20 protein-coding genes are annotated in these 22,001 nt (G+C 70.0%); 14 read left to right on the forward strand and 6 right to left on the reverse strand.

From position 1 onward, the window contains the following. Window positions 1-49 precede the first annotated feature (49 nt). Window positions 50-1,366: an MFS transporter gene (locus AB0N07_RS15560; protein WP_365835097.1), complete on the reverse strand. Its 1,317-nt coding sequence runs from the start codon at window positions 1,364-1,366 to the stop codon at window positions 50-52. A 96-nt stretch (window positions 1,367-1,462) separates the two neighbouring features. Between AB0N07_RS15560 and AB0N07_RS15565 the strand changes: the two genes are divergently transcribed. Next, complete coding sequence (locus tag AB0N07_RS15565; RefSeq protein WP_365835099.1) at window positions 1,463-2,446, forward strand: LysR family transcriptional regulator; 984 nt, start codon at window positions 1,463-1,465, stop codon at window positions 2,444-2,446. Window positions 2,447-2,542: 96 nt separating this feature from the next. Here the strand turns inward: AB0N07_RS15565 and AB0N07_RS15570 are convergent, their stop codons facing one another. The 3 genes from AB0N07_RS15570 to AB0N07_RS15580 are packed head-to-tail and all read right to left on the reverse strand — an operon-like array spanning window position 2,543 to window position 5,006. Then, window positions 2,543-3,358 carry an ABC transporter permease gene (locus AB0N07_RS15570; RefSeq protein ID WP_365835101.1) on the reverse strand — a complete coding sequence of 272 codons (816 nt, stop codon included), beginning with the start codon at window positions 3,356-3,358 and terminating at the stop codon, window positions 2,543-2,545. Then, the gene (locus tag AB0N07_RS15575) at window positions 3,355-4,302 is read right to left on the reverse strand and encodes an ATP-binding cassette domain-containing protein (RefSeq protein ID WP_365835103.1); all 948 of its coding nucleotides are present in this window, start codon (window positions 4,300-4,302) and stop codon (window positions 3,355-3,357) included. Before AB0N07_RS15575 ends, AB0N07_RS15570 begins: the two co-directional genes overlap by 4 nt. Window positions 4,303-4,340: 38 nt before the next feature. Next, window positions 4,341-5,006 (reverse strand): DUF4097 family beta strand repeat-containing protein, encoded by a 666-nt coding sequence (locus AB0N07_RS15580; protein ID WP_365835105.1) that lies wholly within the window; start codon window positions 5,004-5,006, stop codon window positions 4,341-4,343. A 247-nt stretch (window positions 5,007-5,253) separates the two neighbouring features. Between AB0N07_RS15580 and AB0N07_RS15585 the strand changes: the two genes are divergently transcribed. From AB0N07_RS15585 to AB0N07_RS15600, 4 genes are all read left to right on the forward strand, one after another. Next, window positions 5,254-6,006, forward strand: coding sequence for a helix-turn-helix domain-containing protein (locus AB0N07_RS15585; protein ID WP_365835107.1), 753 nt, complete (start codon window positions 5,254-5,256; stop codon window positions 6,004-6,006). 94 nt (window positions 6,007-6,100) lie between these two features. Continuing rightward, the gene (locus tag AB0N07_RS15590; RefSeq protein WP_365835109.1) at window positions 6,101-6,715 is read left to right on the forward strand and encodes a Uma2 family endonuclease; all 615 of its coding nucleotides are present in this window, start codon (window positions 6,101-6,103) and stop codon (window positions 6,713-6,715) included. Window positions 6,716-6,936: 221 nt separating this feature from the next. After that, entirely contained in the window at window positions 6,937-8,316 is a 1,380-nt protein-coding gene (locus AB0N07_RS15595) for a nitrate/nitrite transporter (protein WP_365835111.1), read from the forward strand. Window positions 8,317-8,433: 117 nt separating this feature from the next. Beyond that, window positions 8,434-9,594: a uroporphyrinogen-III synthase gene (locus tag AB0N07_RS15600; protein ID WP_365835113.1), complete on the forward strand. Its 1,161-nt coding sequence runs from the start codon at window positions 8,434-8,436 to the stop codon at window positions 9,592-9,594. A gap of 77 nt (window positions 9,595-9,671) precedes the next feature. Here AB0N07_RS15600 and AB0N07_RS15605 read toward each other — a convergent pair whose 3' ends face one another. Next, window positions 9,672-10,199 carry an anthrone oxygenase family protein gene (locus AB0N07_RS15605; RefSeq protein ID WP_365835115.1) on the reverse strand — a complete coding sequence of 176 codons (528 nt, stop codon included), beginning with the start codon at window positions 10,197-10,199 and terminating at the stop codon, window positions 9,672-9,674. A gap of 187 nt (window positions 10,200-10,386) precedes the next feature. Here AB0N07_RS15605 and AB0N07_RS15610 point away from each other — a divergent pair, with 187 nt between their 5' ends. The 6 genes from AB0N07_RS15610 to AB0N07_RS15635 all read left to right on the forward strand — a co-directional run bounded on the left by AB0N07_RS15610 (window position 10,387) and on the right by AB0N07_RS15635 (window position 17,481). Then, a complete protein-coding gene (locus AB0N07_RS15610) occupies window positions 10,387-10,986 on the forward strand; it encodes an ABATE domain-containing protein (protein WP_365835117.1) in 600 nt (199 codons plus the stop codon). 317 nt (window positions 10,987-11,303) lie between these two features. Further along, the gene (locus AB0N07_RS15615) at window positions 11,304-11,825 is read left to right on the forward strand and encodes a sigma-70 family RNA polymerase sigma factor (RefSeq protein ID WP_010039908.1); all 522 of its coding nucleotides are present in this window, start codon (window positions 11,304-11,306) and stop codon (window positions 11,823-11,825) included. Window positions 11,826-11,872: 47 nt separating this feature from the next. Next, window positions 11,873-12,646, forward strand: a complete 774-nt coding sequence (locus AB0N07_RS15620; RefSeq protein ID WP_365835119.1) for a zf-HC2 domain-containing protein — start codon at window positions 11,873-11,875, stop codon at window positions 12,644-12,646. 92 nt (window positions 12,647-12,738) lie between these two features. Beyond that, window positions 12,739-15,117, forward strand: a complete 2,379-nt coding sequence (locus tag AB0N07_RS15625; protein WP_365835121.1) for a UvrD-helicase domain-containing protein — start codon at window positions 12,739-12,741, stop codon at window positions 15,115-15,117. 325 nt (window positions 15,118-15,442) lie between these two features. Continuing rightward, window positions 15,443-16,855: an NAD-dependent malic enzyme gene (locus AB0N07_RS15630; RefSeq protein WP_365835123.1), complete on the forward strand. Its 1,413-nt coding sequence runs from the start codon at window positions 15,443-15,445 to the stop codon at window positions 16,853-16,855. A 344-nt stretch (window positions 16,856-17,199) separates the two neighbouring features. Further along, window positions 17,200-17,481 carry an HU family DNA-binding protein gene (locus AB0N07_RS15635; RefSeq protein ID WP_007382399.1) on the forward strand — a complete coding sequence of 94 codons (282 nt, stop codon included), beginning with the start codon at window positions 17,200-17,202 and terminating at the stop codon, window positions 17,479-17,481. Between the two features lie 167 nt (window positions 17,482-17,648). On the opposite strand, the gene murA is transcribed toward AB0N07_RS15635, so the two are convergent. Next, window positions 17,649-18,989: a UDP-N-acetylglucosamine 1-carboxyvinyltransferase gene (gene murA, locus AB0N07_RS15640; protein ID WP_365835126.1), complete on the reverse strand. Its 1,341-nt coding sequence runs from the start codon at window positions 18,987-18,989 to the stop codon at window positions 17,649-17,651. A gap of 252 nt (window positions 18,990-19,241) precedes the next feature. Here murA and AB0N07_RS15645 point away from each other — a divergent pair, with 252 nt between their 5' ends. The 3 genes from AB0N07_RS15645 to AB0N07_RS15655 all read left to right on the forward strand — a co-directional run bounded on the left by AB0N07_RS15645 (window position 19,242) and on the right by AB0N07_RS15655 (window position 21,918). Beyond that, a complete protein-coding gene (locus AB0N07_RS15645) occupies window positions 19,242-19,814 on the forward strand; it encodes a YqgE/AlgH family protein (protein ID WP_099929216.1) in 573 nt (190 codons plus the stop codon). A gap of 30 nt (window positions 19,815-19,844) precedes the next feature. Further along, window positions 19,845-20,126 (forward strand): DUF3039 domain-containing protein, encoded by a 282-nt coding sequence (locus tag AB0N07_RS15650; protein ID WP_078912757.1) that lies wholly within the window; start codon window positions 19,845-19,847, stop codon window positions 20,124-20,126. A 100-nt stretch (window positions 20,127-20,226) separates the two neighbouring features. After that, window positions 20,227-21,918, forward strand: coding sequence for a beta-N-acetylhexosaminidase (locus tag AB0N07_RS15655; protein WP_365835128.1), 1,692 nt, complete (start codon window positions 20,227-20,229; stop codon window positions 21,916-21,918). Window positions 21,919-22,001: the final 83 nt, after the last annotated feature.

Below are 22,001 nucleotides of genomic sequence, written 5' to 3' on the forward strand. Positions count from 1 at the left end.
GGGTGCGTCAATGGCTTGCGCGAGAAATGCTTCGCGGGACGGGCCGTTATCAACCCGCGGGCCGGTGGGGGCTGGCGGCGCAGTTCCCCGCGCCCCTTACGGGGCGCATCAGCGCACCGGCGATCAGCAGCGCTGCGGCCGCCGCCGTCACCGGCACTCCGAATCCCGCTGTCGGGGACAGGCGGTCCACCAGCCAGCCGCCGGTCGCGGAGCCGCAGGCGATTCCGCCGAGCAGGCCGGTCACCGCGAGGGTCATGCCCTCGTTGAGGCGGCCCTCGGGGGTGCGCTGCTGCACCAGCGTCATCGTCGTGACCATGGTCGGGGCGGTCGCCATGCCCGCGACCAGCAGCGCGCCGGCCAGCAGCAGGAGCGAGCCGGTGAGGGCGGCGGCGAGGAGGGGGAGCGTCATCAGGGTGGTCATCGCGGCGATGCACCAGGGCAGGCGGGCGCCGGCGGAACCGCGCGGCTTGAAGGCTCCGTACAGCAGTCCCGCCGCGCACGAACCCGCTGCCTGCAGCGCGAGCGCGACGCCCGCCGCCGAACGGTGTCCCTGTGCGTCCGCGAACGCGATCGTGACGACCTCCATGGAGCCGAACACCGCGCCCATGGCCAGGCAGACGGCAAGCAGCGGGGGCATGCCGGGCGCGCGGAACGGGGACCTGGCGCGAGCGTGCCGCTGCACGGGCGGCTCGGTCGAGCGCTGCGCGGCGAACAGCAGCATGCCGGTCAGCAGCAGCACCGCCCCGACCAGCGTGCCCGCCTCCGGGAAGAACGTCCCGCAGAGGAAGGCCGCGAGCACCGGGCCCAGCATGAAACAGAGCTCGTCGGCGGCCTGTTCGAAGGAGTTCGCGGTGTGCAGCGCACCGTCGTCGCCCTTCAGCAGATGGGCCCAGCGGGCGCGGGACATGCCGCCGGTGTTCGGGGTCGTCGCGGTGGCGGCATAGCAGGCGAACAGGGTCCAGGCGGGGGCGTCGAAGTGCACGCAGAGCAGGAGGGCCAGGGAGCCGAGGGCCGCGATCACCGTGGCGGGTACGGCGATACGGGCCTGGCCGTGCCGGTCGACGAGCCGCGCGGTCCACGGGGCCACCAGGGCCGTCGTCGCGAGGCCGGTCGCGGTGACGGCGCCGGCGAGGGCGTACGAACCGCGCGCACCCGCGATCATCACGACCGCGCTCACACTGAACATGCCCATGGGCAGCCGGGCCAGCAGATTCCCGAGAGTGAAGGCGCGGGCGCCGGGGGTGGCGAAAAGGCGGCGGTAGGGACCGGGCGGGCGGTTGCCGGTACGGGGGCTGAAGTCGACGGCGACGAGGGTGTCGGCGGTGACGGTGAACAACGGGGCTTTCCCGGGGGTCGGTTGCGGCATGGGCACCACGGTCGCCCGTAGGTGATCAAGGGGTCCAACACCTACTCCGCGCCGATTCACGCACCTGTGTTGTAAGTCCTGTTGTAGGTTCGCCGAATGTCCGCGCCCTGTCGTCTCGACCCCCGCCTCCTGAGTGCCTTCCTCGCCGTCGCCGAGGAACTGCACTTCACGCGAGCCGCCGCCCGGCTCTACGTCGCCCAGCAGGCGCTCAGCCGGGATGTGCGGCGCCTGGAGCTGGAGTTGGGTGCCGAGCTGTTCGTGCGCAGCACCCGGCAGGTGACGCTGACGGCCGACGGTGAGCGGCTGGTGCCGTACGCGCAACGGGTGCTGCAGGCGCAGGACGAGCTGCTGGCCGCCTTCGGGCAGGCCAGGCCCCTGTTGGTCGACCTCAACTACCGGGGCGCGGCCACCGCGCGCCGCGTCCTGCACCGGGCCCGTGAACTCGCCCCGGACCACGAGCTGATGGCGCGTTACGAGAGCGGTCTGACCGGCGCGGCGGAAGAACTGCTGGCCGGGCGGCTGGACGCGTCGTTCGGCCGGTTCGCGGGCCTGGACCCGGTGCTGCGGGCCCGGCTGGAGCACCAGCCCGTGCGCTACGAGCCGATGGCGGTCGTGCTGCCCGAGGACCACCGGCTGGCGGCGCTCGACGCGGTGCCGCTCGCCGCACTGGCGGGGGAGACGGTGTACGCGGGGGCGGGAAATCCGCGGACACCGGAGTGGACGGATCTGGCCCGCCGGCTGTTCGACGGGCGGGGCATCGAGATCGCGCCGCCCGTTCCGCTGGCCGTCGGGGAGGAGGAGTTCGAGCGGATCATGGCCAAGACCCGCAACCCGATTCTCGCCGTGGTGGATTTCCCGGCGATGCCTGGGAGGGTGTTGCGGCCCTTGATCGATCCTGTGCCTCTGTCGCCCGTGTCACTTGTGTGGCGGAAGGGGCTGGTGCACCCCGGATTCGATGCGCTTCGACGGGCGGCGGCCGAACTCTCAGCGGAGGAGGCGTGGCTTCGGGTGCCCTCTGGTGGATGGCTTCCAGACATCGATGCGGACGTCCTGCCCGCCGGGGCCCGGCGCAGGCGCTGACCGGACACGAACGGGGCGGCGCACTCCGACGGGTTGTCGGTGCACGCCGCCCTGGGGTGGGACGGGTTTGCGGGGTGGCCCGCGCTGTCATGGCCGTTACTTCGGGTCGCTGTTGAACTTCGACGCCGACCAGAAGTAGCCGAGGACCGCGAGGCCGACGCACCAGGCGATGGCGAGCCACCCGTTGTGGCCGATCGGGGTGCCGAGGAGGAGTCCGCGCAGGGTCTCGATGGCGGGAGTGAAGGGCTGATACTGGGCGATCGGCTGGAACCAGCCCGGCATGGTGTGCAGGGGGACGAAGGTGCTGGAGATGAGCGGGAGGAAGATCAGCGGCATCGCGTTGTTGCTGGCGGCCTCGGCGTTCGGGCTGACCAGGCCCATCCCGACCGCGATCCAGGTGAGCGCCAGGGAGAACAGCGTGATCAGCCCGAAGGCGGCGACCCACTCCAGGACGGTGGCGTCGGTGGAGCGGAAGCCGATGGCAACGGCGACGGCGCCGACCAGGACCACGCTCATCAGGCACTGCAGCACGCTGCCGACGACGTGCCCGATGAGCACCGAGCCGCGGTGGATGGCCATGGTGCGGAAGCGGGCGATGATGCCCTCGGTCATGTCCGTGGAGACGGACACCGCGGTGCCGATCGTGGTGGAGCCGACGGTCATCAGCAGCAGGCCCGGCACCAGGTAGGCGATGTAGGCGGAGCGGTCGGCGCCGCCGCCGAGGCCCGCGCTCATCGCGTCACCGAAGATGTAGACGAAGAGCAGCAACAGCATGACCGGGGTGAGGAGCAGGTTCAGGGTGAGCGACGGGTAGCGCCGGGCGTGCAGCAGGTTGCGGCGCAGCATCGTGGACGAGTCGCGCAGGGCGAGGGAGATCCGGGTCGGGCGGGCGGGAGCCGTAGGGGTGCTCATTGCAGGGCCTCCTCGGGCCGGGTGCTGCTGGTCAGGGCGAAGAAGACGTCGTCGAGGTCGGGGGTGTGCACGGTCAGCTCGTCGGCCTCGACACCGGCCGAGTCCAGCCAGTCGAGGATGGAACGCAGTTCGCGCTGGCTGCCGTCGCTGGGGATCTGCAGGGCGAGGGCTTCGTCGTCCCGGGCCGCCTCACCGAGGGCGGAGGCGGCGCTCTGATACGCGGCCGGGTCGGTGAAGCGGAGCCGGACGTGGCCGCCGGGGACGATCCGCTTGAGCTGGGCGGCGGTGCCTTCGGCGGCGATCCTGCCGTCGTGGAGGACGGCGATACGGTCGGCGAGCTCGTCGGCCTCGTCCAGGTACTGGGTGGTGAGGAAGACGGTCACGCCGTCGCCGGTGACGAGGTCGCGGATGATCTGCCACATGGTGTGCCGCGAGCGCGGGTCGAGCCCGGTGGTCGGCTCGTCGAGGAAGATGATCCGCGGACTGCCGACCAGGGTCATGGCGATGTCGAGGCGGCGCTTCATGCCGCCGGAGTAGGTGGAGGCGGGCTTCTTCGCGGCCTCGGTGAGGTCGAAGCGCTCCAGTAGTTCGGCGGTGACCTGCCGCCCCTCTCGCTTGGAGAGGTGGTGCAGGTCCGCCATCAGGAGCATGTTCTCCTCACCGGTGATCAGGTTGTCGACGGCGGAGAACTGCCCCGTGACGCCGATCGCGGCGCGCACGGCCTGCGCGTCGGTGGCGAGGCTGTGCCCGCCGACGTACAGGTCGCCGGCGTCGGCGCTGATCAGAGTGGAGAGGATCTTGACTGCGGTGGTCTTGCCGGCGCCGTTCGGGCCGAGCAGCGAGAAGATCGTTCCTTCCGCGACGGCCAGGTCGATGCCGTCCAGGACGGTCTTGTCGCCGTAGTACTTGCGCAGCCCGTTCGCCGCGATGGCCAGGTCGGTCATGGGGAGTGCTCCTTCAAGGGCTGGGAGGCCGCGAGCGGTCAGAGGCTGCGGGCGGTGATGTCACCGGAGGAGGTGGTGGCGCGGATGTCGAGTGCGGCGGTGCCGTCGTTCTTGAGGGCGTTGCTGATGCGGCCGTGGCCGGTGCCGGCGTCCAGGACGGCGGAGACACCGGCGGCGGCGCCGACCGAGATGTCGCCGGACTGGGTGCGCAGCGTCACCGTGCCGCGCACGGCCTCGGCGATCCGGATGTCGCCGCGGGCGGTGCTGATCTCGGCGGGGCCGCCCAGCCGGCCGACCTCGACGTCGCCGTCGACCGCGGTGAGGCGGAGGCTCGCGGCCTCGTCGATCTTGATCTGGCGGTAGGCGCCTTCGAAGACGACGTCACCGAGGCGGCCCACGGTCCGCAGCTCGGCGCTGCCCGTCTTCGCCTCGATCCGGGAGCCGGCGGGCAGCTGGACGGTGACCTCGACGGATCCGGAGGGGCCGAGGTACTGGTTCTTGGCCGGCTTCGCCGCGATCCGCAGCACACCGTCGCGGTAGTCGACCTCCAGCTCCTCGGCCGCCTTCACATCGCGGTTCTTGGAGGCGTTGGCGGGCCGGACCTCGACGGTGGTGTCGGTCCGGTCGGCGGCGATGAACTCGATGCGTCCGGCGGGGATGTCGAGGACGGCGGAGACGGCGGCGGGGGTGTCGAACTTCTGCATGGTGCTCTCCTTCGTATGCAGCGGGCGCTCGGTCGGCCAGCTGTTTCTGATGAGAGAAAGCTACGTTGCGTTCGAAGATCCGGCAACAGACTCGTTGCGCAACATTCCAATCAATGCAGGTGAGAGCAGATAAATCGTTGCAACGGATCAAAATTTAATGCAACGTCAGTGCGTCGCTCGTTGCAATGGAATGAGGCTGAACGCTAGAGTGGGAGGCGCCGAAGAGGCCCGTACGAAGGAGAAGGCGATGCCCGGAGGCAGACTCACCCAGCAGGACCGCCAGCAGATCGCGCTGGGACTGGCCGACGGCCTCGCCTACGCGGAGATCGCCCGGCGCCTGGACCGTCCGACCTCGACCATCACGCGCGAGGTGCTGCGCAACGGCGGCCCCACCGCCTACCGCGCCGAGATCGCGCACCGTGCGACGGCACACCGCGCGCACCGCCGCAGGCAGACCGCGACGCCGAACTCTCCGGCGTCCCCGCAGCCGTACGGGCGCGATGCGGAGGCGGTCCGGGCGTACGAGGAGACGCTCACCACCGTGTTCGTGCAGTCGGGCACGCCGCAGATGATGGCCCGGGTGCTGGCCGCCGTCTGCCTCAGCGACGCCGGCTGCCTCACCGCCGCCGAACTCGTCGAGCGGCTCAAGGTCAGCCCGGCGTCCATCTCCAAGGCGGTCGCGTTCCTGGAGGAACAGGGCATGATCCGGCGGGAACGCGACGCACGCCGCCGCGACCGCTACGTCGTCGACTCCGACGTCTGGTACCAGTCGATGATGGCCAGCGTCCGCGGCACCGCCCAGGTCGCCGAGACCGCACGGCAGGGCGTCGCCGTCCTCGGCCCCGGCACCCCGGCCGCCGTCCGCCTCGAGAACATCGCCCGCTTCCTCGACTTCGTCTCCGAGAGCATCGCGCGCGCCGCGGACCAGGCCCGGGACGTCCTCCATGCGCGGCCCGAAACGGGGTCGGACGGCAGCGCGGAGCCACATCCGGATCGCTGAGGGGCGCTTTGGATCACTCATCGGGGTGAGGTGACCGCCATTCCCCCTGGGCACGCTGAACCGGCAGTCGAGACTCCGTCCCATGGGAGCACCGATGAGCGCCGTATCCGACGACGGGCTGGACGACGAGCCGGCGTACCGCTGGCCGATTCCGCCCGCCGGAGGCTGGACCGCGGACGACCTCGACGGGATTCCGGGCCTCCCGCCGCACACGGAGTTGATCGACGGGAGCCTTGTCTTCAGGAGTCCGCAGACGCGCTTCCGCAACCTGACCCTGCGTCTGCTGGACAACGCCCTCCTGGACCAGGCGCCGGACTACTTGGATGTCATGCGGGAGATGACGGTCAAGCTGGATGCGAAGAACCGGCCCGAGCCGGGCATCCTGGTGCTCCCCCTGGAGGCGACCACCGGACCCGACCAGACCTGGTACAACCCCGAGGACGCCATCCTCGCCGTAGAAGTCGTCTCCGCCGACTCTCGCCAACGCGACCGCGAGGTCAAGCCCCGCAAGTACGCGGCCGCAGGCGTTCCGCACTTCTGGCGGGTCGAGCAGGACGACGACAAGGGATATCCCGTCGTGTACGTCTACGAGCTCGACCCCGCCACCAAGTCCTACGGCCTCACCGGCATCTTCCACGACAGGCTCAAGGTCTCCGTGCCCTTCGACATCGAGATCGACCTGACGGCCGTCGACCGCCGCGGTCGGTGAGCGCTCGCGCGTCACCTTCACAGGAGTCATCTCACGAGCGGGGAGCCGTTCGTAACGTACGGGCGCAAGACCTCTCATCCGCCCCGGCCGCCGGGTGAGAGCAAAGTTCCTTTCCGGTCACCCAGTGCCACAGGCCGGAAACGCTGCCTCCCTACCTTCGGGACTCATCACCGCTCATCTGCCCCAAGCACGACCGAGCCCCGGAGCACCGTGGAGGCGTCATGACAGCCCCTAGCACAGCCCCCGCACCCAGCAGGGGAGGCCGCTGGATCCAGCAGTGGGATCCCGAGGACGAGACCTTCTGGAACGAGACCGGAGAGAAGATCGCCAAGCGGAACCTCTACTTCTCCGTCCTCTCCGAGCACATCGGGTTCTCGATCTGGACCCTGTGGTCCGTGCTGGTGCTGTTCATGGGCCCGAAGTACGGGCTCACCCCGGCCGACAAGTTCCTGCTGACCTCGATGGTGACCCTGGTCGGCGCGGTCGTCCGCGTCCCCTACACCTTCGCCGTGGCTCTCTTCGGCGGCCGGAACTGGACGATCATCTCGGCCGGCCTGCTGCTCATCCCGACGATCGCCGCGTTCGCGGTGATGAAGCCGGGCACGTCCTTCGACACCTTCCTCGGGATCGGTCTGCTGGCCGGCATCGGCGGCGGCAACTTCGCCTCCTCGATGACCAACATCAACGCCTTCTTCCCGCTCCGTAAGAAGGGGTGGGCGCTCGGCCTCAACGCCGGCGGCGGCAACATCGGCGTAGCAGCTATCCAACTCGTGGCCCTCGCCGTCATCGGCGCGAGCGGCGGGCCGCGCGTGCTCCTCGGGATCTACATCCCGCTGATCGTGGTCGCCGCCGTCCTGGCCGCACTGTTCATGGACAACATCGAGAACGTCAAGAACGACACGGGCGCCGCCAAGGACGCCGTGAAGGACGCCCACACCTGGATCATGTCCGTCCTCTACATCGGGACGTTCGGCTCCTTCATCGGCTACAGCTTCGCCTTCGGGCAGGTGCTCACGAACCAGTTCGGCCGTACGCCGCTGCAGGCCACGTACCTCACCTTCATGGGCCCGCTGCTCGGCTCGCTGGTCCGTCCGGTGGGCGGCTGGCTCGCCGACAAGTACGGCGGCGCGAAGATCACGCTCTACAACTACATCGCCATGGGGGCTGCGACCGCCGTCCTGGTCGTCGCCAGCATGCAGAAGTCGCTGCCGCTGTTCGTCGTCGCCTTCGTCGTCCTGTTCTCGCTCACCGGCATCGGCAACGGATCCACGTTCAAGATGATCCCCGGAATCTTCCAGGCCAAGGCCCTCGCCAAGGGGCTGGAAGGTGAGGCGGCGGCCAAGTACGGGCGTCGGCTCTCCGGCGCCTCCATGGGTCTCATCGGCGCGGTCGGCGCACTCGGCGGCGTCGGCATCAACCTGGCCTTCCGCCAGTCCTTCCTCTCCTACGGCTCCGGCACCGGCGCGTTCGTCGCCTTCCTCGGCTACTACGCCCTCTGCTTCGGGGTCACCTGGGCCGTATACCTTCGGCGCCCGGCAGCAGCGGCGCAGTCCGAAGCCGCCGCAGAGGCGAAGCCGCAGCTCAGCTACGCCGAGGTGTGACGTAACACCAGCGACATGAAGCCGAACCGAGCCTGTCACGGACCGTTGACAGGCTCGATCGGCATTGCAGGCAGTACCGCCGTACTGCAGGTACGACGACTCTTGGGGACGAGAGCCATGTACGACGAACAGCAGGGACCGGACCCGGTCAGGCAGAGCCCCCTGGCGGGCTTCACCGTGGGCGTGACCGCGGCCCGCCGGGCCGACGAACTGGGCGCGCTGCTGCAACGACGGGGAGCCGCCGTCCTGCATGCACCCGCCCTGCGCATCGTGCCGCTCGCCGACGACAGCGAACTGCTGGCGGCGACGAAGGACCTGATCGACCAGGCGCCGGACGTGGTGGTGGCCACGACCGCCATCGGCTTCCGGGGCTGGGTCGAGGCCGCCGAGGGGTGGGGGCTCGGCGAGCCGCTCCTCGACCGGCTGCGGCACGTGCAGCTGCTGGCGCGCGGGCCCAAGGTCAAGGGTGCGATACGGGCCGCCGGGCTGACCGAGGAGTGGTCGCCGTCGAGCGAGTCCATGGCCGAGGTGCTGGACCGGCTGCTTGAGGAGGGCGTCGACGGGCGCCGTATCGCCGTACAGCTGCACGGCGAGCCGCTGCCCGGGTTCGTGGAGGCGCTGCGGGCCGCCGGAGGCGAGGTCGTCGGGGTGCCGGTGTACCGGTGGATGCCGCCGGAGGACATCGCGCCGGTGGACCGGCTGCTGGACGCCGCCGTCTCCCGGGGGCTGGACGCGATCACCTTCACCAGCGCGCCCGCCGCCGCGTCCCTGCTGAACCGGGCCGAGAAGCGCGGGCTGCTGCCCGAGCTGCTCGCCGCACTCCACCACGACGTCCTGCCGGCCTGCGTCGGTCCGGTCACCGCGCTGCCGCTGCAGGCCCACGGCGTCGACACGATCCAGCCCGAACGCTTCCGGCTCGGCCCGCTCGTCCAGCTGCTGTGCCAGGAGCTTCCGAACCGGGCGCGGTCCCTGCCCATCGCCGGGCACCGGGTGGAGATCCGCGGCCATGCGGTCCTCGTCGACGGCGACCTCAAGCCCGTACCGCCCGCCGGAATGTCGCTGCTGCGGGCGCTGTCGCGGCGGCCGGGTTGGGTGGTGGCCCGGTCGGAGCTGCTGCGGGCGCTGCCCGGCGCCGGGCGCGACGAGCATGCGGTGGAGACCGCGATGGCTCGGCTGCGGACGGCTCTCGGCGCGCCGAAGTTGATCCAGACGGTGGTGAAGCGGGGGTATCGGCTGGCGTTGGATCCGGCGGCCGACGCGAAGTACGCCGACGTGTGAGGAGGCACCCGGCGGTGGGGGCTCCCTCGCTGGGGACTCCGCCCCCAGGCCCCCGATCGGCCTGAACGGCCTCGTCCTCAAACGCCGGACGGGCTGAAATGATCCGCCCGGCGCTCGGACGTGCCGCGCGTAACCCTGCCGTAGAGAACCAGCGCCCGCCCCAAGCACCCCAGCGCCACTGTCGTCACAACCGCCCGCACCACATTCCACGCCACCCACGCGTCCTCGAAGTGCTCCCGTGCCGCCGTCGGATCCGTCATGTTCGCCAGGTCGTCGTTGAGCGGGATGTTGACGGCGACCGTGGTGAGGAAGCCGAGCGCGCAGGCCGCCAGGGCCGCCCACACCCACCAGCGGTACGGCTGCCCGCGCAGCTGCCACGAGGCCACCGCCGTCAGCAGCGGCGCCCCCAGGAAACCGAGGAAGAACACCGGGTTCTGGATCACGTCGTTGATGTTCCGCATGACCTCGACGTAGACCCGGTCGTCGCTGCGGGCCAGCGCCGGCATCACGCAGCACGCGAAGATGCAGTAGACCCCGGCGATCAGGCCCATCGCGACCGTGGCCGCACCCAGTACGAATCCCGTGCTCCTGCTGTGGGTTGTCATGCCCTCCAGTCAACGGACGGCGGCCCGCCCGGAACATCGCCGAGAAGCGCAGCCGCATGAGCGGCCGTCCACCCGCCACCTCCTCCGCCGCCGGCACGAGGGGTTCCGGCCGCGCGAGCGGGAAGGCACTGTAAGAGGGATCGGTTGCTTCAGCCCTCAGGTTCCCGAGCCAGGCGGTGACAGGCACATGGCACTGGGTACGGCCACGGCCGCGTACGAACTGCGGTTCGACGCCGGGCGGATCTGTCTCGACCTCCTCGCCACCACCCACCCCGAGGAGCGGTTCGACTCCCTCGAGGTGCTGTGCGCCTGGATCACCGGGGCGGGGCTGGTCCCCGCGACCACCCCGCTGGCCCACGCCGACCCGTCCTGGCTGGTCGGCTTCCGTGAACTGCGCGGACAGATCGGGCAGTTGGTGCACGGCGGACTTGCGCCGGCAGTCCTCCGGCCGTCGTACGACATCGCGCTCGCCCGTGTGAACGAGATCGCCCGTGTCTCGCCTCCCGCCCCACGCGCCGTGCGCGGCGAGGACGGCTCGCTCGTACGCGAGCTGGACGGCCCGCCCGAGTGCGCGGCGCTGCTCGCGGCGATCGCCCGGGACGCCGTGGAGCTCCTCACCGACCCCGTCGTACGGGCAGGGCTGCGGCAGTGCGAAGGGGACAACTGCCCGATCGTCTACGTGGATTCGTCCCGGGGGCGCAGGAGGCGCTGGTGCTCCAGTGAGGTCTGTGGGAACCGGGAAAGGGTGGCCCGGCACCGTCGGCGGGCGGCTCTGACACGAGCCTGACGTCCGCTATGCGGCTTCTGCGAAGGAGTCGTCGACGTGATTTCGATTACACACCGTTTACCTCATCCGTGGCATGGGCAGCGGTTGCGATCTCGCCAATGCGGCGGAAATGTGAAGATCGCGAGGGGGGAATGTGCTCCCATGTCCGCCTCGTCACGTCACTCAGAAGAAAACTGTCATCTCACGTTGAACATGACACGGCCCACATCCGTACCCGTGGACGAGCGACCGACTGGGGGAACCCCCGGACATCGGAGGTGGGCGTGCGCAAGGATTCCGTCGTGGCCAATGAACGTGGATCGAGGGCCCGACATCGCATGTCCCAGCCCTCGGAACCTGATGAGGAGCTGATGCGTGCGCTCTATCGCGAGCACGCCGGACCTCTCCTTGCCTATGTACTGCGCCTGGTCGCCGGAGACCGGCAGCGCGCCGAGGACGTGGTCCAGGAGACACTGATCCGTGCCTGGAAGAACGCCGGTCAGCTCAATCGGGCGACCGGATCTGTACGCCCCTGGCTGGTGACGGTCGCGCGCCGCATCGTCATCGACGGCCACCGCAGCCGGCAGGCCCGGCCGCAGGAGGTCGATCCGTCGCCGCTGGAGGTCATCCCCGCGGAGGACGAGATCGACAAGGCGCTGTGGTTGATGACGCTGTCGGACGCGCTGGACGACCTGACCCCGGCCCACCGGGAGGTGCTCGTCGAGACGTATTTCAAGGGGCGTACCGTCAACGAGGCCGCCGAGACGCTGGGCATTCCCAGCGGCACGGTGCGGTCCCGGGTGTTCTATGCCCTGCGGTCCATGAAGCTCGCACTGGAGGAGCGGGGGGTGACGGCGTGATGAGTGTTTACGGGGGAAACCAGGGATTCGGTACAGGTGGTTCGGGTATGTCTGGCTCCATGATGGGATCTCCGGGCCCGAGCGAACACGAGACGGTCGGCGCCTACGCTCTCGGCATCCTCGACGACGCCGAGGCAACCGCTTTCGAGGCGCACCTCGCGACCTGCGAGTGGTGCGCCCAGCAGCTCGACGAGCTGGCCGGGATGGAACCGATGCTCGCCGCCCTCGCGGATCTGCCGGGGACCGGTTCACCCGCGATCGGGGAGTCCCTGTCCGCCAGGCCCAGCCCGCGGCTCGCGGAGAAGCTGGTCGACGAGGTCTCCGAGCGCCGGGCACAGAAGCGCCGCAAGGGCTTCTACCTGGTGGCGGCCGCGGCAGCGCTGATCATCGGCGGCCCGCTGACGGTCATGGCCGTCAACGGCGGCAGCGGCTCGGGCACGAACGCCACACCGCTGGCGGCCGGAGCCAAGGCTGCCTTCGGCACCATCTCCGACAAGGTCTCGGCCACGGACGCGTCCACCAAGGTCAAGGCGACCGTGGCGATGGAGCAGAAGGACTGGGGCACCTGGGGTGTCGTCGAGCTCAGCAACGTCAAGGGCCCGCTGAAGTGCTCGCTCATCGCCGTCGGCAAGAACGGCGAGCGCGAGACCATGTCCTCCTGGTCGGTCCCGAAGTGGGGCTACGGCATCCCGAACGGCAAGACACCGGAGGCGAAGCAGCCGCTCTACGCCCAGGGCGGCGCGGCCCTCAAGCCCAACGAGATCGACCACTTCGAGGTCATGACCTTCCAGGGCCAGAAGCTCGTCCAGGTCGACGCGTAGTTCTCGTGGAGATCGACGCGTAGCTTACGTAGCTTTGCCGGGTCCCCTTCGCGTACGGTTGACGGCTGCCATGCACGTCAGAAGGGGGTCCGGTGGCCGCTCAGGCTCAACCCGATACCGCCGTCGGCTCGGATCACGACTCCGTACGCGACCGAGAGATCAGCGTCGAACAGGAACACCTCGACCGGGTGTACCGGCGTCTCGAGGAGAAGATCCACGAGGCCGAGTTCCTGATGAACGACGCGGCCAAGCGCGGTCAGGTCGGCACGCCCGGCGCCCTCGCCGAGCGGGACGCACAGGTCTTCCGGGCGGGAATCCATCTCAACCGGCTCAACAACGAGTTCGAGGACTTCCTCTTCGGGCGCATCGACCTGCTGCTCGGCAAGGACGGCAAGAAGGGCCCCGACGGCGCCTACACCGCCGTGGAGCCTGCTGAGGGTGCCGTGCGGGACGACGACACCGCCGATATCGCCGAGACCCTGCACATCGGACGGATCGGTGTCCTGGACTCGGAGTACGCACCGCTGGTCATCGACTGGCGGGCGCCCGCCGCCGCGCCCTTCTACCGCTCCACCCCCGTCGACCCCGGCCGGGTCGTGCGCCGCCGTGTCATCCGCTCCAAGGGCCGCAAGGTGCTCGGCGTCGAGGACGACCTGATGCGCCCCGAGCTCAAGGCCTTCCTCGACGGCAACGAGCTGCCCGTCATCGGCGACGGCGCCCTGATGGCCGCCCTCGGCCAGGCCCGCAGCCACACCATGCGGGACATCGTCGCCTCCATCCAGGCCGAACAGGACCTGGTCATCCGCGCCCCCGCCGCCTCGGTGACGTATGTCGAGGGCGGGCCCGGTACGGGCAAGACGGCCGTGGCACTCCACCGCGCCGCCTACCTCCTCTACCAGGACCGCCGCCGGTATGCGGGCGGCATCCTGATCGTCTCCCCGACCCCCCTGCTCGTCGCCTACACCGAGGGTGTCCTCCCCTCCCTCGGCGAGGAGGGCCAGGTCGCCATCCGCGCGATCGGCTCCCTCGTCGACGGTGCGGAGGCCACGCTCTACGACTCGCCGTCCACCGCCCGCGCCAAGGGCTCGCACCGCATGCTCAAGGTCCTGCGGAAGGCGGCGCGCGGAGCACTGGAGCTGGGGCCGACCGCCGACCCCGGACGTGCCGCCTCCGGCCAGCTCGCCTTCGGCGAGGACGACACGGACGGGTCCGCTGCCCCCACCGGCACCCCCACCCGTCTGCGGGTCGTCGCCTTCGGCCGCCGTCTGGAGCTGGAGGCCGCCGAGCTGGGCCGTATCCGCCAGGCCGTGCTCGGCGGCACCGCGCCCGTGAACCTGCTGCGCCCCCGCGCCCGCAAGCTGCTCCTCGACGCCCTGTGGGCGCAGTCCGGCGCGGCGGGACGGCACACCGACCCGGAGCTGGCGGCCGAACTGCGGTCCTCCTTCGACGAGGACGTGTCGAGCGAGGACGCCTTCCTCACCTTCCTGGACGCCTGGTGGCCCGAGCTCACGCCCAGGGCGGTCCTCGCCGCGATGTCCGACGAGCGGCGCCTCGGCCGCTGGGCCCGCCGGATCCTCAACCCCAACGAGGTCCGCAAGGTCGCCCGCTCGCTCAGACGCGAAGGCCACTCCGTGCACGACATCGCCATGCTCGACGAGCTCCAGTCGATCCTCGGTACCCCGGCCCGCCCCAGGAAGAAGCGCGAACTGGACCCGCTCGACCAGCTCACCGGCCTCGAGGAGCTGATGCCGCTGCGTGAGGAGTCGCAGCGCGAGCGCGCCGAGCGGCTCGCCCAGGAGCGCACCGAGTACGCCCACGTCATCGTCGACGAGGCCCAGGACCTCACCCCGATGCAGTGGCGCATGGTCGGCCGCCGCGGCCGGCACGCCACCTGGACCGTTGTCGGCGACCCGGCCCAGTCCTCCTGGTCCGACGTCGACGAGGCGGCCGAGGCGAGGGACGAGGCCCTCGGCACCCGCCCCCGGCGACGCTTCGAGCTCACCGTCAACTACCGCAACCCGGCCGAGATCGCCCAGCTGGCCGCCAAGGTGCTGGCCCTCGCCATGCCGGGCGCCAAGTCCCCGTCAGCCGTACGGTCCACCGGGGTCGAGCCGCGCTTCTGCGTCGTACGGGACTCCCTCGCGCAGTCCGTCCGCGAGGAAGCCGCCCGACTCCTCGACCGTGTCGACGGCACGGTCGGCGTCGTCGTCGCCATGCAGCGCCGCGAGGAGGCCGCCCGCTGGCTCGCCGGGCTCGGCGACCGGGTGGTGGCCCTCGGCAGCCTGGAGGCGAAGGGCCTGGAGTACGACGCGACGGTCGTCGTCTCGCCCGCGGAGATCGCCGACGAGTCCCCGGCCGGCCTGCGGGTCCTGTACGTCGCCCTCACCCGCGCGACCCAACAGCTGACCATCGTCTCGGCCGACCGCGACGCCCCGGACGCGAACGCCGTCCCGGACCTGCTGAGGGACTAGCACCTGCTCCATCAAAGTTAAGAACCGGATGAACTCTCGGCACGGGAATGGCCTTACGGGATCTGTTTGTTAGCCTTGGTGTGGCACCGGCCCGATCCAAGCCCCCGGGCCCAACCTTCGTCGCTACGAGCGACCACTTGCCGCGAGGCGAGCATGGCGGGTCGGTGCCACTTGAACATCGAGAGGCCCGCGTCACCATGTGACGCGGGCCTCTTCTGCTGTGAACAAAACGATCGCAATACGGAGCGGCTAACGCCTACTCGGCAGTAGGTGCGACCATCGGACGGCATACCCAGCGTCACGGTGAAAGCAGAGGAAGTCGGCCATGGCAACGGCGCCCAGCGTCTCCTACTCCATTACGGTCCGGTTGGAGGTGCCCGCGAGCGGAACCGCGGTCTCCCAGATCACCACCGCCGTAGAGTCCCACGGAGGCTCGGTGACCGGCCTCGACGTGACCGCCTCCGGCCACGAGAAACTCCGCATCGACGTCACCATCGCGGCGAGCTCCACGGCCCACGCCGAAGAGATCGTCACGCAGCTGCGCGGCATCGAGGGCGTCACCCTCGGCAAGGTCTCCGACCGTACGTTCCTGATGCACCTCGGCGGCAAGATCGAGATGGCGTCGAAGCACCCCATCCGCAACCGTGACGACCTCTCCATGATCTACACGCCGGGTGTGGCCCGCGTCTGCATGGCGATCGCCGAGAACCCCGAGGACGCCCGCCGCCTCACCATCAAGCGCAACTCGGTTGCGGTCGTGACGGACGGTTCGGCCGTGCTGGGCCTCGGCAACATCGGCCCGAAGGCCGCCCTCCCGGTCATGGAGGGCAAGGCGGCCCTCTTCAAGCGCTTCGCGGGCATCGACGCCTGGCCGCTGTGCCTCGACACCCAGGACACCGACGCGATCGTCGAGATCGTGAAGGCGATCGCCCCCGGGTTCGCCGGCATCAACCTGGAGGACATCTCCGCGCCCCGCTGCTTCGAGATCGAGGCGCGCCTGCGCGAGGCCCTCGACATCCCCGTCTTCCACGACGACCAGCACGGCACCGCGATCGTCGTCCTCGCCGCCCTGACGAACGCACTTCGCGTCACCGGCAAGGCCATTGAGAACATCCGGGTCGTCATGTCCGGCGCCGGCGCGGCCGGTACGGCCATCCTCAAGCTGCTGCTCGCCGCGGGCGTCAAGAACGCCGTCGTCGCCGACATCCACGGCGTCGTGCACACCGGCCGCGAGGACCTGCGGGAGGCCGCGGCCGACTCGCCGCTGCGCTGGATCGCCGACAACACCAACCCCGAGGGCCTGACCGGCACCCTCAAGGAGGCCGTGCGCGGCGCCGACGTCTTCATCGGCGTCTCCGCCCCGAACGTCCTCGACGGCGACGACGTGGCCGCCATGGCCGACGGCGCCATCGTGTTCGCGCTCGCGAACCCCGACCCCGAGGTGGACCCGGCAATCGCCCGTCAGACGGCGGCCGTTGTGGCCACCGGCCGCTCCGACTTCCCGAACCAGATCAACAACGTGCTGGTCTTCCCGGGCGTCTTCCGCGGTCTGCTGGACGCCCAGTCCCGCACGGTCAACACCGAGATGATGCTGGCCGCCGCAACCGCTCTCGCGGACGTGGTGACCGAGGACGAGCTGAACCCGAACTACATCATCCCGAGCGTCTTCAACGACAAGGTCGCGGGCGCGGTGGCCGGCGCGGTGCGGGAAGCGGCGAAGGCCGCGGCAACCTCGTAAGGGCTTGCAGGGCCTTTTCCGCGGGTTGTGAGGATCGCCACGGCAAGGCCTTGCACCGGCGCGTCGGGGAACCTGACCCTCCTGGTCGCCGTTTATCGTGTCGGCCAGGCTCAGGCCCTCTTTTCGTGTGACTCCCAAGGGTGTTCTCACGACTCCTGCGGGTGCCGGATTGGCTTTCGCGCCGCAGGTAGGGGCAGGATGCGTCCCTGGGCGCGAGGGGTCTGACCACGGACCCGGGCCCGGGGCCTCTCCGAGGACCCTGGCAGCATCGGCTTCACCGTGCCCGATATGCGGCTCCGCCGCGTGGCACGCCTCAACGGCAAGAAGAACACGGGAGTAACAACATGAACCGCAGTGAGCTGGTGGCCGCGCTGGCCGACCGCGCCGAGGTGACCCGCAAGGACGCCGACGCCGTGCTGGCCGCGTTCGCCGAGACCGTCGGCGAGATCGTCGCCAAGGGCGACGAGAAGGTCACCATCCCCGGCTTCCTGACCTTCGAGCGCACCCACCGTGCCGCTCGCACCGCGCGCAACCCGCAGACCGGCGACCCGATCCAGATCCCGGCCGGCTACAGCGTCAAGGTCTCCGCGGGCAGCAAGCTCAAGGAAGCCGCGAAGGGCAAGTAGGCGCTCCGCTTCGAGCGCCGGGTAACTGCAGGCCGTCTCTCGGCTGACGGGACGTCCGTGGCTGGTCGCGCAGTTCCCCGCGCCCCTTTGGGGCGCTCACCACAACGCCGATGGGGCGGTCACCCGGACTCGGGTGACCGCCCCATCAGCGTTCGTACGACTGCCGTCTACCCGAGCGCCTTGCCCGGCAGTTCCACCTTCGCACCCAGCTCCACGAGCTTCTCCATGAAGTTCTCGTAGCCACGGTTGATGAGGTCGATGCCGTGGACGCGGGACGTGCCCTGGGCGGCCAGTGCGGCGATGAGGTACGAGAAGCCGCCGCGGAGGTCGGGGATGACCAGGTCGGCGCCCTGGAGCTTCGTCGGGCCCGAGACGACGGCCGAGTGCAGGAAGTTGCGCTGGCCGAAGCGGCAGTCGGAGCTGCCCAGGCACTCGCGGTACAGCTGGATGTGAGCGCCCATCTGGTTCAGCGCGGAGGTGAAGCCGAGACGGGACTCGTAGACCGTCTCGTGGATGATCGACAGGCCCGTGGCCTGCGTCAGCGCGACCACGAGCGGCTGCTGCCAGTCGGTCTGGAAGCCCGGGTGCACGTCCGTTTCGAGCGCGATGGACTTCAACTGGCCGCCGGGGTGCCAGAAACGGATGCCCTCGTCGTCGATCTCGAAGGCCCCGCCCACCTTCCGGTAGGTGTTCAGGAACGTCATCATCGAGCGCTGCTGGGCGCCGCGGACATAGATGTTGCCCTCGGTCGCGAGCGCCGCGGACGCCCAGGAGGCGGCCTCCAGGCGGTCCGAAAGCGCGCGGTGGTTGTAGCCGCCGAGCCGGTCCACACCCGTGATGCGGATGGTGCGGTCGGTGTCCATCGCGATGATGGCGCCCATCTTCTGCAGGACGCAGATCAGGTCCTCGATCTCCGGCTCCACGGCCGCGTTCGAGAGCTCCGTGACGCCCTCCGCGAGGACGGCCGTCAGCAGCACCTGCTCGGTCGCGCCCACCGACGGGTACGGCAGCCGGATCTTCGTGCCGCGCAGCCGCTGCGGCGCCTCCAGGTACTGTCCGTCCGCCCGCTTCTCGATGCGCGCGCCGAACTGCCGCAGCACCTCGAAGTGGAAGTCGATCGGCCGGCCGCCGATGTCGCAGCCGCCGAGACCCGGGATGAACGCGTGTCCGAGGCGGTGCAGCAGCGGACCGCAGAACAGGATCGGGATACGGCTGGAACCCGCGTGCGCGTCGATGTCCGCGACGTTCGCACTCTCCACGTGGGACGGGTCCATCACCAGCTCGCCCGGCTCCTCACCCGGACGGACCGTCACGCCGTGCAGTTGCAGCAGTCCGCGTACGACACGAACGTCCCGGATGTCCGGAACATTGCGCAGTCGACTCGGTTCACTGCCCAGCAGGGCGGCGACCATTGCCTTCGGTACGAGGTTCTTCGCACCGCGGACACGGATCTCGCCCTCCAGCGGGGTTCCGCCGTGGACAAGCAGGACATCGTCGTTGACGGTCATGTATCTCGCGTTCCGATGAGTGGGGCAGGGGCCAGAAGGGAAAGGGTAATCGCCGCCCACCCCCCTTCTGTAAGCCCAAGGACGGCCCGGCTGCGTCATAGCTGTGTCACAACACGAACCGTTCCCTGGTGGCCACATGGGGTCACCGGCCCGTCCGTGCGCCCTGGGTGCTTCATTCCTCCCTGAGCTGCATTCACCCGGTAACCGCCATTGCCTCCCCACGCGGAGGCAAGATGCGGGATCATGTCTGCCATGACCGAGGTGTCCTCGCTCACAGGGCGGTTGCTCGTGGCAACGCCCGCCCTGGCGGACCCGAACTTCGACCGTGCGGTGGTGCTCCTTCTCGACCACGACGAGGAGGGCTCCCTCGGTGTCGTCCTCAACCGGCCCACGCCGGTGGACGTCGGCGACATCCTGGAGGGCTGGGCGGATCTCGCGGGTGAACCCGGCGTCGTCTTCCAGGGCGGCCCGGTGTCCCTCGACTCGGCCCTGGGGGTCGCCGTCATCCCGGGCGGCGCGACCGTCGACGGGGCGCCGCTGGGCTGGCGCAGAGTGCACGGCGCGATCGGTCTGGTCGACCTGGAGGCACCGCCCGAGCTGCTCGCCTCGGCCCTCGGCTCCCTGAGGATCTTCGCCGGATACGCCGGCTGGGGCCCCGGCCAGCTGGAGGACGAGTTGGTCGAGGGTGCCTGGTACGTCGTCGAGTCCGAGCCCGGCGACGTCTCCTCGCCGTCCCCGGAAAGACTCTGGCGCGAGGTGCTGCGCCGCCAGCGCAGCGAGCTGGCGATGGTGGCCACGTATCCGGACGACCCGTCTCTCAACTGATCCGTGTGACCTTCAGTACCCTTGGCACTTATGAGCACTCTTGAGCCCGAGCGCGGGACTGGTACGGGGACCCTCGTAGAGCCGACGCCACAGGTGTCCCACGGCGACGGCGACCACGAGCGCTTCGCCCACTACGTCCAGAAGGACAAGATCATGGCGAGTGCCCTCGACGGGACCCCCGTCGTGGCGCTGTGCGGCAAGGTGTGGGTGCCCGGCCGGGACCCGAAGAAGTACCCGGTGTGTCCCATGTGCAAGGAGATCTACGAGTCCATGGGCGCCGGCGGCGACAAGGGCAAGGACGGCGACAAGTAGTCCTGCCTGAGGCCCGAGGCAGGTGATCCCGCCTCCGGCTCGAGCTCGGCGAGGCCCCGGAGCGCGTTTCGGCGCGTCTTCGGGGCCTCGGTTCGTGTGCATGAGGCCCCGGCCCGTTCAGCCGCTTCCCGCAAGGACCGACGTGACTTCACAGACGGAACTGATTCCCGCGCCCCGCAGCGTCGTCACCGGTGCCGGCGAGGTTCGGCTGACGGCCGATTCCCGGTTCCACGCCGGTACGGCAACGGAGGGCGTCGGGCGCTGGCTGCGCACCGTCCTCTGGCAGGCCACGGGGCTGCCCCTGCCGGAGGGGCGGGAACTCGACGACGCGCACGGCGACGGCATCGCGCTCCGGCTCGCCCCAGGGCTCGGTCCCGAGGAGTACCGCCTCGTCAGCGACCGGAACGGCGTCCTCATCGAGGGCGGCGACGCGGCCGGTGTCTTCTGGGGTGCCCAGACCCTGCGGCAGCTCCTCGGCCCCGACGCCCACCGCAGGGCCCCGCTCGACCGCGACCGCACATGGGCCGTGCCGCACCTCACGATCGAGGACTCCCCCCGCTTCCGCTGGCGCGGTCTCATGCTCGACGTCGCCCGGCACTTCACGCCCAAGGAAGGCGTCCTGCGCCACCTCGACCTGATGGCCGCACACAAACTCAACGTCTTCCACTTCCACTTGACGGACGACCAGGGCTGGCGCGTCGAGATCAAGAGGTACCCGCGGCTGACCGAGGTCGGCTCCTGGCGGGCGCGCACGAAATTCGGCCACCGGGCCTCACCGCTGTGGGAGGAGAAGCCGCACGGTGGCTTCTACACCCAGGACGACATCCGCGAGATCGTCGCCCACGCCGCCGAGCGGCATATCACCGTCGTCCCCGAAATCGACGTACCCGGCCACTCGCAGGCCGCCGTCGCCGCATACCCGGAGCTCGGCAACACCGACGTCATCGCTGCATCCTCCAAGGGGGGCACCGCCCTCTCCGTCTGGGACAACTGGGGGATCTCCGCCAACGTACTCGCGCCCACCGACAACACCCTGCGTTTCTACGAGGGGGTGTTCGAGGAACTCCTCGGTCTGTTCCCGTCGGAGTTCATTCACGTCGGCGGTGACGAATGCCTCAAGGACCAGTGGCGGCAGTCGCCGGCCGCGCAGGACCGCATCAAGGAACTCGGGCTCGCGGACGAGGACGAGTTGCAGGCGTGGTTCATCGGTCACTTCGACAAGTGGCTGACCGCGCGCGGGCGCAGGCTCATCGGCTGGGACGAGATCCTGGAGGGCGGGCTCGCGCCGGGCGCGGCCGTGTCCTCGTGGCGCGGGTACGAGGGCGGGGTCGCCGCGGCCCGGGCCGGTCACGACGTGGTCATGTGCCCCGAGCAGTACGTGTACTTGGACCACCGCCAGGCGGCGGGCGAGGACGAGCCGGTGCCGATCGGTTACGTGCGCACCCTTGAGGACGTCTACCGGTTCGAGCCCGTTCCACCGGAGTTGACGCCCGGCCAGGCAGAACACGTGCTCGGCACGCAGGCCAACGTGTGGACCGAGGTGATGGAGGACCCCGCACGGGTGGACTACCAGACGTACCCGCGGCTTTCGGCCTTCTCGGAGGTGGCCTGGAGTGCGCTTCCCGCCCCGGCGGAACGGGACTTCGCCGGCTTCGAGCGGCGGATGGCCGTCCACTACCGGCGGCTTGACGCCCTGGGAGTGGGCTACCGGCCGCCGACCGGCCCACTGCCCTGGCAGAAGCGTCCCGGCGTGCTCGGGCGGCCGCTGGACGGGGTGCCCCCGAACAGGTAAGTGAGCTCCCGAACAGGTAAGGCAAAAACGTCGTAAGCATCACCGAAGAGTGGCAATTCGTGCGCACCGGTGATGCTGCACGA

It is taken from the genome of Streptomyces sp. NPDC051172 (assembly GCF_040682555.1).
Taxonomy (GTDB): Bacteria; Actinomycetota; Actinomycetes; order Streptomycetales; family Streptomycetaceae; genus Streptomyces.